Genomic DNA, 14,236 nt, shown 5'->3' with positions numbered 1-14,236 from the left:
GGGCAACAAATGATAACACAGAAACAAGTGGTACCCTTTCAAGAGGGAAATGCATCAATGAAAGATTTAATGGGAGGAAAGGGAGCAAATCTCGCTGAGATGACACGTGCCGGACTTCCTGTACCTCCGGGATTCACGATTACGACCGAGGCTTGCTTAGCTTTTTTAAGGTTGGTAATCGGATCTCAGAAGAACTGCTTGAACAAATCGCAGCAGCACTCAAGCAGCTAGAGAAACAAAAAGGACAAACGTTCGGAGATGCAAAAAATCCGCTTCTCGTCTCTGTACGTTCCGGTTCCGTAACATCGATGCCGGGTATGATGGATACGATTTTGAATCTCGGTCTTAATGACGTAACCGTCCAGGGATTAGCAGAACTTACGAGCAATGAAAAATTCGCTTACGACTGCTACCGTCGTTTGATGCAGATGTTTGGAAACGTGGTGATGGGCATTGAATCCTACCATTTTGAGCAGCTGCTGCACCGTTTGAAAGAGAAAGAAGGCGTGGAGCAAGATCAGGATGTTACAGCTGTGGGTTGGAAGCTTTTGATCGATGAGTACAAAAAGTGCATTCTGGCTAAAACAGGTTTAGATTTCCCACAGCACGTATACAAGCAGTTGCGAATGGCCGTGGAGGCCGTATTTAAGTCCTGGAACAATCAAAGAGCTCAGATTTACCGCAAAATAAATCGGATACCGGATGAACAGGGTACAGCCGTCAACATTCAGAGCATGGTATTTGGCAACATGGGAGGGAATTGCGGCACTGGCGTTGTTTTTACGAGAAATCCATCCACGGGGGAGAATACGTTTTTTGGTGAATACCTAATTAATGCACAGGGGGAAGATGTGGTAGCAGGTATTAGAACGCCGCTGGCCATTGTTTCGTTGAAAAACGAAATACCCGAGATTTATGAGCAGTTGTTTGCGGTATCCAAGCAGCTCGAGAAGCATTACAAAGATATGCAGGATATCGAATTTACGGTAGAAAATAATAAGCTTTACCTGTTACAAACACGAAACGGGAAACGAAACGCCCAAGCCGCGTTAAAGATTGCCGTCGATTTAGTCCATGAAGGTTTATTGACTAAGCAGGAAGCTGTCGGGCGCATTGAAGTGTCTCATCTTGATCAGCTTCTGCACAGAGGTATCGAGGAAGAGGCCGTGAAGGATGTGTTGGTGAAAGGACTTCCTGCTTCGCCGGGCGCAGCGGTTGGACAGATTGTATTTGATGCAGATACGGCTGCAGAATGGAACCGTGCCGGCAAGACAGTGGTTCTGGCAAGAAACGAAACAACACCTGAAGATATTCATGGCTTGATTGCTTCGGAAGGCGTGCTCACGAGCCGTGGAGGAATGACCAGCCATGCCGCTGTTGTGGCAAGGGGAATGGGTAAACCTTGCGTATGCGGCTGCGAAGACATCCGAATTGTGCTTGAAGAGAAGTGCATGTTCGCTGGAAGCAGGGTCGTGGAAGAAGGAGATTGGATTACGCTCGACGGTGCAACCGGACGCGTCATTATCGGTGCCATGCCTTTACGAGAAGCCAGAATGACGGATGAACTTCTCATTATGCTGAACTGGGCGGATGAGATCAGCACGCTGAAAGTATACGCGAACGCAGACAATCCGGAAGACGCGAAAATCGCCAGACAGTTGGGCGCTCAAGGGATCGGTTTATGCCGTACGGAGCATATGTTTTTCTCACCAACTCGTCTGCCTGTCGTTCAACGAATGATCCTAGCGGATGATAAGGCGGAACGGTTGCAGGCTCTTTCACAGCTGCTTCCCATGCAGCAGTCGGATTTTGAGGATATGTTCGAGGAAATGGATAGTCTGCCAGTAACGATCCGATTGCTGGACCCACCTTTGCATGAATTTTTACCCAACCTCGAAGACCTGCAAAGAAGACATGCGCAGCTCAGTTATGATAAAGATGGGTCAGACTTGGAAAAAGATGAGGTCACTCACCTTCTCCGTAAAGTGCAAGCTCTCCACGAGGCTAACCCCATGCTAGGACAGCGAGGCTGTAGATTAGGAATTGTATATCCGGAAATTTATGATATGCAGATAGAGGCCATCTTCCGTGCAGCATCTAGCTGTATCGATAGAGGCATCCGAGTACTTCCGGAAATCATGATTCCGCTCGTCGGCCATGTCAACGAACTGAAAATTTTGAGAGAACTTGTTGAGTCCGTTGCGGAACAGGTGCTGGGGAATGATAAACTTCGAGATTGTCCATACAAGGTAGGGACCATGATTGAGGTACCGCGTGCCGCCCTTACTGCGCGCCAAATCGTGGCTCATGCAGATTTCTTCTCATTTGGCACAAATGACTTGACGCAGATGACGTTTGGATACAGCCGTGACGATGCGGAAGGGAAATTTCTAACCCATTATGTCGATCAGAAGCTTCTTCCGCATAATCCGTTTCAAGTGCTCGACACGGAAGGAGTCGGACAATTGATTGATTTAGCAGTAAATGTGGGACGGTTCGTAAAGCCGTCTCTAAAAACGGGCATATGCGGGGAGCATGGCGGAGATAAAGAGTCGATTTTCTTTTGCCACTTGACAGGATTGGATTATGTAAGTTGTTCCCCTTACCGAATTCCTTTAGCACGAATTGCCGCAGCACAAGCGTTCATCCAATATGGTGTTCCTAGCGAACAAAAAGTAGCCCAGGTAGTTTAATACAACGAGAAATTCGGTTACAATAGGGGGGATCACGGTGGATCGGGGAGGTTAGCCTCCTATAAGCATGCACTCATATATGTTTTACCCTAAATCATTAAAGAGCCCATCAACTTCTTAATTGTAAAGAGGTTGGTGGGCTTCACTTTTTTAGATTTGATGTAAAGGCAATCTGTATGTTAATAAGTATTAACAGAAGGTATCTCTTCATATAATAGGATTAGAGCACGGTACCTTTCTTGTCGTTGAGCGGAGAAGGAAGTTGTGGTTGGGCGGTTGCAGGAAAATGCTTAGTTCATGAATGAAAGACCGGGGCTCCAGGATTCAATCATATGCTTTTTTAAGGTATTAACCATGAGGAGGTCTTCACTCATATGCCCCCAAAGTAAAACTTCAGAAATTCGTCGATAAACTGCCGCTTCTCAAAACCATTTCCCCAATCAAGCGAAACAAGAAAGGTACGTATTATGAAGTGACCATGAGGGAATTTACCCAAAAACTACATCGTGATTTAGGGCCTACCCGGTTGTGGGGCTACAACGGCATGTACCCGGGCCCAACTTTCGATGTGATGAAGGATGAAACGACATCTGTCAAATGGATGAATGATCTACCCAGAAAGCATTTTCTTCCCATCGATACAACCGTTCATGGTGCCGAAAAAACACTTCCACAGGTTAGAACTGTGGTTCATCTACACGGAGGAAAACAGCTTGAACATAGTGATGGCTACCCTGAAGCTTGGTTTACGAGAAATTTTGAACAAACAGGGCCTATGTTTAAAAGAAAAGTATCTGAGTACCCAAACCTTGAAGCAACTACGTTATTTTATCATGATCACACCATGGGCATTACGAGATTAAACAATTATGCCGGACTTGGAGGTTTTTATATCATTCGTGATCGGGATGAACAATCCCTGAATCTACCGGCTGGAGCATATGAACTCCCTCTTATGATTCAGGATCGCTCGTTTAACCCGGATGGTTCGCTCTATTACCCCTCTACACCGGATAAAAACAATCCTCGTCTTCCTTATCCCTCGATTGTCACACCTTTTGACGCAGATTACATGTTGGTAAATGGCAAAGTATCCCCTTATTTTGAAGTAGAACCAAGAAAATACCGATTTCGCATATTAAATTACTGTAATAGTCGAACGATTACACTCAAACTGGACTCTGGACAGCCATTTTATCAAATTGGAATTGATCGAGGATTACTTGAGAAACCAGTTAAAATGAATGAGATCCTCCTTCTAACAACTGAGCGCGCGGATGTGATCGTCGATTTTTCCCGATCTTATGGTAAGAAGATTATTCTTAAAAATGTCTTCAAGGGTGCTTCCCCAGAAACAACCGATGTGATGCAGTTTAAAGTAACCATACCGTTGAAAGGAAAAGATACCAGTTCCTTGCCAGATCAATTAACGAAAATTAATTTCCTATCAAGTGAGATGGCAACAAGGACAAGAGATCTCACACTCGTCAGGGTGGAGGATGTATATGGAAGATCACTCAATTTACTTGACGGTAAAATGTGGAATGACCCTATATCTGAGAAAATGGAATTAGGAGCTGTTGAAATATGGCGGCTAATCAATCTTTCAAATGATGATCACCCCATTCATCTACATGTCGTTGACATGCAAATTCTAGAGCGCCAGCCTTTTGATGTTGCTCATTTCCAAGCTACAGGAAAACTTACATTTACAGGGCCAGCGGCTCCTCCTGAACCTAACGAAAGAGGATTTAAAGATACGATTCGTGCTCCTGCTGGTACCGTTACCTCTTTTATCGGGCGTTTCGATCCATTCGTCGGACTATTTGTATGGCATTGTCACATGCTCGAGCATGAAGATTACGAGATGATGCGACCCTTTGAAATTTTGAAGAAAAAAAATAGACTTAAACATCTACTAATGAGAATGATTTACCCTTCTCGGTTCAAATGAAAGCTTCGTCTTTCAAAGCTTCAATCTACTGCCTAGAGCCTGATGTTCCATGTATATATCTAAAAGCTGACGTTCCTTCTTAGAGGGCGTGCTGCTTTTGTTCGATATGCTGAGGTGCGTTACATGGACAATTGGAGTTTTCTATTCACATAAGGAAAGCTGCCCTGGTTTGGAGGGCAGCTTTTTTTCGATGAACATGATCAGGCTAGGTTTCACTGATTTGTAATATTGTCCGAATTATTATAGAACGCTTTCATAATGAGTTCAATGGACAAAAACGTTACCTTGAATTGGACTTTTTTTACCGTGAATAAGCCTTGCAAGTTCATGCTTTTTTATGTGAAAATCAGTTTACAGGCGGTACGAAAGAAGGGCGGATGGTGTCATTGCTAAGGTTTAGGTCCATTCAATTCAAATTGTTCGTAACGTATTCCATCCTTATTACGGCCATTGTAGCCATTGCAGCTGTATCATTTTATTATTATGTTTCCGACATTTTAACCAAAAGAGATTCGGAATCCATGTTTCAATCCACGACTTACATATCCACACAACTCGACTCGCTCATTCAAAATATCGACAATGCTGCAGTCAAGGTCATTTTTTCGGACGACATCAAGCAATTATTTTTTGAAGAAGATAATCCCGTGGATCCAACCATTTCCTCCTACAATGTAAGAAAAATAAACGACTATATTTTTTCGATTATGGGTCCGATTCAATTGGATTGGCAAATCAATCTCTTTGATATGAACGGCCGGTTTTTCGGGACAGGCAATAATTCCGTCAGCAAGCTTTTCCCTAAAGCCAAGATGAACGAAATAACATGGGTCAAGGACACGCTTGCTGCCGACGGCGCGAAGGTTATTTCACCCCCGCATTCAGATGATTGGGACAGCAGCGGCAAGACGGTTATTTCTTTGGCTCGCGTTTTCTCATGGGCATTGGGCGGAAAACAGCAGGGCATCCTGGAAATTCAACAAAGCTACAGCGTGATGGCTAACTTGATCGACAAGCTTATGGCTGAGCCTAATGGGGGGGCTACTGCAAGCAAATCGATTTACATTTACAATCAGGCGGGGAATCTGATCTATCCTTACAGCAATCAGCCTAACGCTTATTCGGAGTTCTATTGGAAGCAGCTGCCCAAAGAAAATCTGGCAATCGGCACCTCAACGATTAACAATCCGCTCAACAGGCATCGTGAAATTATGGCCTATTCCCGTTCTCGCTACTCCGATTGGACTGTCATGGCCGTAGAGTCAGAAAATGTGCTGCTGCAGCCTGTGGTGACGTTTCGCAATTCGATGTTTATCGCTGTGCTCGGCCTTCTGTTGGTTACCTTAATCGTTTCGTTCTTCGTGGCGAGGGGCTTGACGTCGCCGATTAAGGAAATGCACAAATCCATCCGCACACTCCGGGTTGATACGCTGCTGCCGTTATCACAGATTGAAAGCAACAGCAGCTTGAATGAACTGGATATTCTGAACACATCCTTCAAGCGGATGTGCATTCGACTCCAGGATTCCATCGAAGAAGTGATCCAATCGCGTTCACAGGAAATGCAAGCACGAATGGTTGCTTTGCAATCGCAGATGAATCCACACTTTCTCTATAACACGATAACGCTGATTAGCATCATGGCCGAGGAGAAAGAGGATCACGGGATCGTGCAGGTATGCAAGCATCTCTCCAAAATGCTGCGCTACATCTTATCCAATCATGCTCGAAATGTAACTATGTCGGATGAAGTGGAGTATGCCGCGAGCTATTTGACTCTGATGCAGATTCGATACGGGGAGAAGCTAAGATTTCATATCGAAGTTGATCCCGCAATTATGGAGGTTGCCGTACCGATTTTAATTATTCAACCGATCGTGGAAAACTGCATGAAATACGGTATCCATGTTGCGCCACCATGGCAAATCGAGCTGACCGGAAAAACAGAAGGGGAGACTTGGACGATCCAAATCCGCGATTACGGCGGCGGCTTTACCCCTGAAGCACTACAAGCCTTGTTCGAGCCTAAGGTGAATTTATATGCGCAGGAACCGCAGGGAAAAGGGATGGGACTCAAAAATATTGCCGCAAGATTGCAGCTTTTGTACGGAGAGCAAGCCATTTTTAAAGCCTCCAACCACCCTGAGGGCGGTGCCTGCATTGTGATAGGCGGCTTGATCCGGCAACCGGATTCTAATTCTAAATCATCAGAAGAGGAGCTGACAGGATGAGAGCGCATACGAAAGATTCCTACCGAATTCTTATAGCCGAAGACGAACCCCTGATCATGAAAAATATTGCCACGAAAATTGAAAATGCCTCGGATAAGTTTGAAATCCTCTATGCAGAGAACGGAAAAGAAGCTTTGGATTTGATTGAAAAACTGCAGCCGCAAGTGCTGTTTACCGACATTCAAATGCCGCAGATGAATGGAATTGAATTAATTAAGCAGGTCTCCGGCAAATATCCACGCATTCAGATTGTCGTCATCAGCGGACACGACGAATTTGATTACGCGCAGCAGGCGCTTCGCTACGGCGCCAAAGACTTCCTGCTTAAGCCGCTGGACGCCGATGATATAAAGAAAACGTTGTCCCGCATTTGCGCTCAGCTGGATCAAGAAAAAGCGTCTCTCAAAAAAGAACGGGTGCTTTCCGCCGTTCGAACAGGAGAGATTCAGCCAGAGAATAATACGTTGCAAGACAGCGTCTTTCAGCTTTTCCTCATTCAAATCGGGCATTTGGCGAATGCCTCTTATTCATTAAGCGTAGCCGGTTTTTATGACAATCTATGGCAGCAGGTGGGCAGAAGCAAAGCCATTCCGACCTTGCTGGGATACGTGGAGGACTGGTGGCTGGTAGACCAATCACAGGTCAACGGCAAGTATCTTGTGATCAAGACAGAGGATACGGTCAGGCAGCAGCCTCTTATTTCTGCTGATGCTTTGCTGGCAGCGATTCGCGAGCAGGCAGAGCCTTATCCTGTCACAATCGCTCATCTACCAGAGCTTATAGCACTGGAGAAATTGTGGAGCGCCTCGCAAGGATTGAAAATCGCCATGGAAAGAGGGCTCGCTCCCGGTAAGTCGGCTGTCCTACCCAACACCGACACAGAAAGGGAGTTGCCGTCGGCTTGGATCGATCCCAACACCCAGCACAAACTGATCACGTTTATTCAAGGAAATAAGAGAGCGAGTTTCAGTAAGGAGCTGCGCAGCCTTTTCGAGCATTGGACAGCGCAAGCTTACCCGCAAAAATGGGTCGAAAAAAACCTGCAGCATCTCATTCAAATTGTCCATCAGCAGGCGATTCATATCTCCGAGGACGAAATTTCCCATCTGGAGTGCGAAATGCTGAACACCCTCTATACCGCTGCCGATTTCCCCGTCGTTTCTGAGAAGCTGGTTACGCTTCTAGAAAACACAGCGTTTTTAAATGAGGAGCATGTTTCCGAAGGTGCCGAAGCGTTGACCCATTCGATCGAGAGCTACTTGAAGACAAACTTCGCCCATCCGATCACGCTGGAGGATATTTCCGCAAAATTCAATTTCGACGCCTCCTACTTAACGAAAATATTCAAGAAGTACAAGCAAATAACGCCGCTTAAATATTTAATCTCGCTGCGTATGGAGGAGGCTAAACGCTTAATACAGCAGCATCCAAACTTAAGTTTCAAGGAGATTGGAGCGATTGTTGGCTACCCGGATGCGCATTATTTCAGTCGTATCTTCAAGAATATGACTGGACAAAATTTGTCGGACTACAGTGAAGGAATGAAGTTGTAGGGTAAAAGAGGTGAAAAAAGTCCATCGCAACTAGCGTATTCTGTGCATCGAACTCAAAATGAAAACGCTTTATAATTCAGTTACAGACAAGAAATAGTCTGAAAACGTATAGGGGGAATGAACCTTGAAAAAATCTCTTCTAGGGATATCGATCTGTATGATGACATTTTCAATGGTGCTGGCAGGCTGCAGCAGCTCGAAAGATGCGGCAAGCTCAATGAAACCGGCAGCAAGTTCAGCAGCAGCAACGCCTGCTCCAACAGCGAAGCCGGACGCGACCAAAAAGGATGTAACGATTACAGTTGGTGCTTCTCAAAACTGGATCAAAGACATTGACCGTAAGCTTGCTGATCAATTTACCCAAAAAACGGGCATTAAAATTGATTTTCAGGTAAATCCGGATGATCAGTATATTAATATTCTCAAAACCAAGATTGCGACGAAGGAAGCTCCGGATATCCTCTACATGGCAAGCGGCATCGGAATTGACAGCTTCCAGCCGGAAAAGAATTTTATGGACTTATCCAATGAGCCGTGGGCAGCCAATTATACAGACTGGGCCAAAGCAGGAGCAAGCATCGGAGGCAAGGTGTACGGATTTAACACATGGTCTGTAGATGGTTGGGGCTTGCTGTACAATACGGATATTTTCGCGAAGTACAACTTGCAACCGCCAAAAACATATGCAGAGTTTACGCAAATTTGCGATACGCTTGTAAAGAATGGGATTATTCCGATTTTTGAAAATGCGAAAGATGAATGGCATTTGCCCATCTGGGTGCAGGAATTGGCTGGAGCTGCGGTAAAAGAAGATCCGGGATTCATCGATAAATTAAATAACAATACTGGGAAATTCGCGGAAAGCAAAGTGTTGGCAACCGCTCTGGGTCAATACAATGATATGAACAAAAAGGGGTACTTCGGAAAAGACGCTTTATCTAACGAATGGACGAAAGGCTATGAAGCTATGGGTTCAGGGAAATATGCGATGGATCTGGTCTATACGACGTATCAACAGGAAGTATTGGCTAAGTTCCCGAATTCGGGTGCGGATAAATGGAAGATGTTTCCGGTCCCATTAGGAGACAATACGACTTTTGGCCACTCTGCCGGAGGGATTATCCGTGTAGTGAATAAAGAAACGAAAAACATCGACTCGATTCGTCAATATTTCGCTTTTCTATCCAATCAGGATACTTTAAAAGCTTACTATACGGAGCGAAAAGATTTAGGTCCGATTTCATTTAAAGGCGTTGAAGTTGCACCTGCAACGCAAGCGCTGCAAAGCGTACAGTCCATTGCCAGCTCCCAACTTATTGATTTAAACGATTCCGTCAAATTCTATGGGGATTCAGGAGCTGTAATTGCCAAGGCGATGCAGGACATGTTGTTTGGAAAATCAGCGCCGCTGGATGTCTTGAAAAAATTGGACGACAACAGAGAAAAATCTTTCAAAGCGACTGCCAAATAAGTTAATGGAAATAAAAGCGTATACGCCGGCGAATAAGATGAGCATTACTAATCTTTCACCGGCGCCGCCTTTCCTTAATGACTATACGGACATGTGGCTAATAGGAAGCAGGGGTTATATGAATACGAAGAAGATTTACCCTTTTTATTTTTTAATCTTACCGTTAGGCATTTATACGCTTTTATACTTTACCCCGAGTTTATTCAGTTTTTATTACGCACTAACCGATTGGAATACGTATAACGAAGGCATGCGCTTTATCGGTCTGGATAATTTCAGGGATATGTTGAAAGAAAGCGCGCTTTACTGGGAATACATTACCCACACCTTTGAATTTGCGCTGTCGACTACACTATTGAAAAATTTGTTGGGCTTATCTTTAGCGCTGCTGTTAAACGAAGGGCTGCGTACGAAAAATGTGCTGCGATCGATTTTTTATTTACCTGTAACGATTTCTCCGTTGATTATCGGTTTAATCTTTTCCTCGGTATTCGATCCGAGCCATGGCCTCATCAACAGTGTTTTAGGTGAAATTGGACTGGAGAGTTGGAAGCATGCTTGGCTGGTCGATGTCAAATTCGCTATGCTTTCCGTCGTATCGGTAGAAACCTGGAAGTTTATCGGCTTTAATATGATTATTTACCTGGCCGGCTTGCAAACCATTTCGCGCTCCTATTACGAAGCGGCTTCCATAGATGGTTCAAGCAAATGGCAGCAGTTCGTGCATATTACACTGCCGCTTATCATGCCTGCGATTACGATTAATTTGATATTGAATCTCATCAACGGCTTTAAGGTATTCGATCTGATCTTTGTACTGACCAAAGGTGGCCCAGGCAATACGACGGAGGTTTTGAACACCGCTGTTTTCAGAGAGTTCTCTTCCGGACGTTACGGCTCAGCTACCGCTATCGGTGTTATTCTGTTTTTAATGACTACCTTGATTGCGCTTTCTACACTAAGCCTGCTGTCCAGGCGGTCGGAGGCTAGCGAATGAAAATGGTTAAGGAAGTTTCGGTTTGGTTGCTCACGCTTGTCATTCTAATCCCCTTGTTGTTAGTCGTGATGAATTCAGTGAAAACATCGGCGGAAGCAGATTTAATGAATCTCAGCTTTCCCAAGCACATTCAATTTAACAATTACGCAACGGTTATCAAAGAAGGAAAGATGATCCGCGCTTTTAAAAACAGTATGATCATTACCGTCGGTTCCGTCTTGCTTACGAATATTGCGTCCGCTATGGGGGCCTTTGTTCTGTCCAGAAGAAGAACAAAGGTCAATAAAATGCTGTATTACTATTTCATCGTCGGTTTGATCGCACCGATTAATATGATACCTACGATAAAGATTATGCAGACCCTACACATCATGAACACATTTCAAGGGATCATCTTACTCTATTCGGCTTTGATGATGCCATTTACCGTCTTTCTCTATTATGGATTCATTCATTCCGTCCCGCGTGAAATGGATGAATCGGCGGTGATGGATGGCAGCAACGCCTGGCAGCTTTTTTTTCGGATTCAATATCCGCTGCTTATGCCAGTGACGATGACTTCGCTGCTAATCAATTTCATGAATGCATGGAACGACTTCATCCTGCCACTGTATGTATTTAACAAATCCACGAATAACCCAATGACACTGGCCGTTTATAACTTTTATGGCACCTACATTTCCAGCTGGAATCTAGTGTGTGCGGCGATTGTGCTGACCACGCTGCCAATTGTCATCGTTTATTTATTGGGACAACGCTATATTGTGTCAGGCATGCTTTCAGGTGCGGTGAAAGGCTGATGGGGATTTGCGGAACATGTCTGATGATTCGGGAGGACCACCGGAATGAGCAATCGCAGAGTGATCGATCTTTCCCCATGGCGTTGTGATCGTTCCGTATTCTCCCAATGCGGTAGTATCCGATTCCAGACTGACGATTCTCGTACTTGCGTTTGATGCACAAATGCTGGACATCTCCATACAGTCGGTTTAACCTGGTCGACACCTGGTTTCTCCGTGATCCGAGAACTCCTTACGGCGGTGTGAAAGAGAGCGGGATCGGACGGCAGGGCGGTATGTACAACATCGATTTTTATAGCGACATCTCGACGATTTGCATGAAGTATTAAAGCTTACGGAACGGAGTGAGACGCATGGATAAAATGAAAGTGATTCAAATCGGACTTGGCGGCTTTGGAAAGTTCTGGCTGGGTGCCGTACTGAATGTAGAAGATGTGGAATTGGTCGCCGTCGTCGATATGGAAGAGAAGAATTTAGCGGTGGCGGCCCAGATGTTGACCGGGAGAAATATTCCTCTTTACCAGGACCACAAAAAAGCGCTGCGCGAAGTGAAGGCAGATCTCGCGCTGCTAATTACGCCGCCGCATACGCATAGAGCTTTAACGATTGAAGCGGTGGAAGCGGGTATGCATGTAATCATGGAGAAGCCAGTCTCCACCAATTACGAGGACGCTGTTGAAATTTATAAATACGCCCAAACTTGTGGCAATTACGTCATGGTCAATCAAAATTACCGCCGCAGACCCGTCATTCAAGCACTCAAAGCTTGTGTGGATTCCGGTAAGGTAGGCACCATCGAAAACGTAGAATGGCGATTTTCCTTGGATCACAAAAATATCGAGCTTACCGGCTGGCGTCGGGTTTTCAGTGATATCATGCTGAAAGAAATGAGCATTCATCATTTTGATTCTATCCGTTATATTCTCGGGAAAAACCCGATCTCCGTCTATGCCGAAAGCATGAACCCTACTTGGAGTCCCATCAATGGGGAGTCGGTAACCGCAGCGGTGTTTAATTTTGAAGGCGGCGTATTCATGACTTATTTTGGCAGCTGGGTGAATAAGGGAAAGAACACTTCCTGGAACGGCGATATCATTCTGACTGGCAGTAAAGGAGCCATTGAGCTGAAGGATGATATACCTCAGATCGTTTGGCAGGACGGTACGCGGGAAAGTATTCCGATTCCAACCTTTCCGTGCAACGATTCGGATTACCTGGAATATTCAATCGGCGATATGGTCGGAGCGATCCGGGAACGCAGATTGCCTGCCACGCATATTGGAGACAACTTGATCAGCTGGTCCATGGCATGCAGTGCTGCGGAGTCGACGAAAAACGGCATGAAAATAAAAATTGAGCCACTAAAGGGGATCTAACCATGGAAGCAAGTATTAATGTTACCGTATGGAATGAGTTTAGACACGAATTGAATTATGAGCCAGCAATGAAAATATATCCGCAGGGCATCCATCGCGTCATTGGCGATTATCTGAGCAAACAGCGATTAAACGTCACCACAGCAACCTTGGACGAGCCGGAGCACGGGCTGACCGATGAAGTGTTAAACCGCACGGATGTGCTTGTCTGGTGGGGGCATATCGCTGGCGATGAAGTGCGGGATGACATTGTTGAAAAAATACATGAACGTATCCTCGGTGGGATGGGACTGATCGTCCTGCATTCCGCCTCCCAATCGAAAATATTCAAAAAATTAATGGGCACCTCGTGCAATATCAAATGGCGGGAAGCCAACGAAAAGGAGCGCATCTGGATTGTTCAACCGAATCACCCCATCACAGAAGGCCTAGGGGAGTATATTGAGCTAGCGGAAGAGGAGATGTATGGGGAGTTTTTTGATGTCCCGGCACCGGATGAGCTCATTATGGTAAGCTGGTTCCAGGGTGGCGAAATTTTCCGCAGCGGTATGACGTATACGCGCGGCAAAGGGAAAATTTTCGTCTTCAGACCTGGACATGAAACCTCACCCACTTACCATAATAAGGAAATCCTAAAGGTGATATCGAATGCCGTCTACTGGGCGGCACCTGTGAAAGGGACGACGGTGCCAGTTTTCGGCAACGTCAAACCGTTGGAGAATTTGGTCGATATAAACGCTGCAAAATAAAGTGAATGTTAGGTCGGCGGCAGAGAGAACGATTGAAAGAGCTACAAATCCAAGCATCTACAAGTTTAAACCCGCATCCCGCTGATGATGCAGCATATCTTTATGCCAGCCTATCAAAATAATCCATTCTATGGAACTAGCCGGGAGTGGCAGAATAAGAGTATTTCGAACCATTGTTGCCGTATCCTCATATGAAAAGACAAAAAAGCGACCGCTTAGGTCGCTTTTTCTGCGGTGTGCCACGCATGGCGATTAACTAGGTGGTGAAAGTCCACTGTGGGGGTTTGTAGTTACCAACCACTAGCCAAGAGCAAGGGTGTCCATCGTGAGGTGGAATCTGAAGGAAGCTGGAGGCAAAATTCCGACCCGAGGAACACGAACATCATCAGGCATAGATTATGGGATGAGTCTG

General features: G+C 45.3%; 10 protein-coding genes and 1 pseudogene. 10 read left to right on the top strand and 1 reads right to left on the bottom strand.

The features are described from left to right. The first annotated feature begins 9 nt into the window (after positions 1-9). From ppdK to FU659_RS06185, 7 genes and pseudogenes are all read left to right on the top strand, one after another. Positions 10-2,693, top strand: a pseudogene (ppdK, locus tag FU659_RS06215) (pyruvate, phosphate dikinase). 478 nt (positions 2,694-3,171) lie between these two features. Further along, positions 3,172-4,647 carry a multicopper oxidase family protein gene (locus FU659_RS06210; protein ID WP_261807654.1) on the top strand — a complete coding sequence of 492 codons (1,476 nt, stop codon included), beginning with the start codon at positions 3,172-3,174 and terminating at the stop codon, positions 4,645-4,647. A 386-nt stretch (positions 4,648-5,033) separates the two neighbouring features. Further along, positions 5,034-6,878: a cache domain-containing sensor histidine kinase gene (locus FU659_RS06205; RefSeq protein ID WP_187273937.1), complete on the top strand. Its 1,845-nt coding sequence runs from the start codon at positions 5,034-5,036 to the stop codon at positions 6,876-6,878. Further along, on the top strand, positions 6,875-8,431 hold the full coding sequence (locus FU659_RS06200; RefSeq protein WP_147946762.1) for a response regulator: 1,557 nt from the start codon (positions 6,875-6,877) through the stop codon (positions 8,429-8,431). Before FU659_RS06205 ends, FU659_RS06200 begins: the two co-directional genes overlap by 4 nt. A gap of 124 nt (positions 8,432-8,555) precedes the next feature. Beyond that, entirely contained in the window at positions 8,556-9,902 is a 1,347-nt protein-coding gene (locus tag FU659_RS06195) for an ABC transporter substrate-binding protein (protein WP_147946761.1), read from the top strand. 4 nt (positions 9,903-9,906) lie between these two features. Beyond that, positions 9,907-10,899, top strand: a complete 993-nt coding sequence (locus FU659_RS06190; RefSeq protein WP_147946760.1) for a carbohydrate ABC transporter permease — start codon at positions 9,907-9,909, stop codon at positions 10,897-10,899. Then, positions 10,896-11,699: a carbohydrate ABC transporter permease gene (locus FU659_RS06185; protein ID WP_147946759.1), complete on the top strand. Its 804-nt coding sequence runs from the start codon at positions 10,896-10,898 to the stop codon at positions 11,697-11,699. The genes FU659_RS06190 and FU659_RS06185 overlap by 4 nt, the downstream gene beginning before the upstream one ends. On the opposite strand, the gene FU659_RS35180 is transcribed toward FU659_RS06185, so the two are convergent. Continuing rightward, positions 11,679-11,879: a hypothetical protein gene (locus FU659_RS35180; protein WP_187273936.1), complete on the bottom strand. Its 201-nt coding sequence runs from the start codon at positions 11,877-11,879 to the stop codon at positions 11,679-11,681. The genes FU659_RS06185 and FU659_RS35180 overlap by 21 nt on opposite strands. Here FU659_RS35180 and FU659_RS38720 point away from each other — a divergent pair. Genes FU659_RS38720 through FU659_RS06170 form a run of 3 tightly spaced genes read left to right on the top strand, consistent with a single transcriptional unit; the run spans position 11,855 to position 13,824 of the window. Further along, on the top strand, positions 11,855-12,028 hold the full coding sequence (locus FU659_RS38720) for an aldehyde dehydrogenase family protein (protein ID WP_397355194.1): 174 nt from the start codon (positions 11,855-11,857) through the stop codon (positions 12,026-12,028). The genes FU659_RS35180 and FU659_RS38720 overlap by 25 nt on opposite strands. 24 nt (positions 12,029-12,052) lie before the next feature. Beyond that, positions 12,053-13,075, top strand: a complete 1,023-nt coding sequence (locus FU659_RS06175; protein ID WP_147946758.1) for a Gfo/Idh/MocA family protein — start codon at positions 12,053-12,055, stop codon at positions 13,073-13,075. A gap of 2 nt (positions 13,076-13,077) precedes the next feature. Next, positions 13,078-13,824 (top strand): ThuA domain-containing protein, encoded by a 747-nt coding sequence (locus tag FU659_RS06170; RefSeq protein WP_147946757.1) that lies wholly within the window; start codon positions 13,078-13,080, stop codon positions 13,822-13,824. Positions 13,825-14,236 lie beyond the last annotated feature (412 nt).

Source organism: Paenibacillus sp. N3.4, from assembly GCF_008017805.1.
Lineage (GTDB): Bacteria > Bacillota > Bacilli > Paenibacillales > NBRC-103111 > Paenibacillus_E.
This window is presented reverse-complemented; position numbering and strand designations above follow the sequence as displayed.

Excerpts from the sequence above, each read along its gene's own strand:
- FU659_RS06210 (WP_261807654.1), top strand. The coding sequence starts at position 3,172 with ATGAGGGAATTTACCCAAAAACTACATCGTGATTTAGGGCCTACCCGG.
- FU659_RS06200 (WP_147946762.1), top strand. The coding sequence starts at position 6,875 with ATGAGAGCGCATACGAAAGATTCCTACCGAATTCTTATAGCCGAAGAC.
- FU659_RS06190 (WP_147946760.1), top strand. The coding sequence starts at position 9,907 with ATGGAAATAAAAGCGTATACGCCGGCGAATAAGATGAGCATTACTAAT.
- FU659_RS06185 (WP_147946759.1), top strand. The coding sequence starts at position 10,896 with ATGAAAATGGTTAAGGAAGTTTCGGTTTGGTTGCTCACGCTTGTCATT.
- FU659_RS38720 (WP_397355194.1), top strand. The coding sequence starts at position 11,855 with ATGCACAAATGCTGGACATCTCCATACAGTCGGTTTAACCTGGTCGAC.
- FU659_RS35180 (WP_187273936.1), bottom strand. The coding sequence starts at position 11,879 with ATGGAGATGTCCAGCATTTGTGCATCAAACGCAAGTACGAGAATCGTC.
- FU659_RS06175 (WP_147946758.1), top strand. The coding sequence starts at position 12,053 with ATGGATAAAATGAAAGTGATTCAAATCGGACTTGGCGGCTTTGGAAAG.
- FU659_RS06170 (WP_147946757.1), top strand. The coding sequence starts at position 13,078 with ATGGAAGCAAGTATTAATGTTACCGTATGGAATGAGTTTAGACACGAA.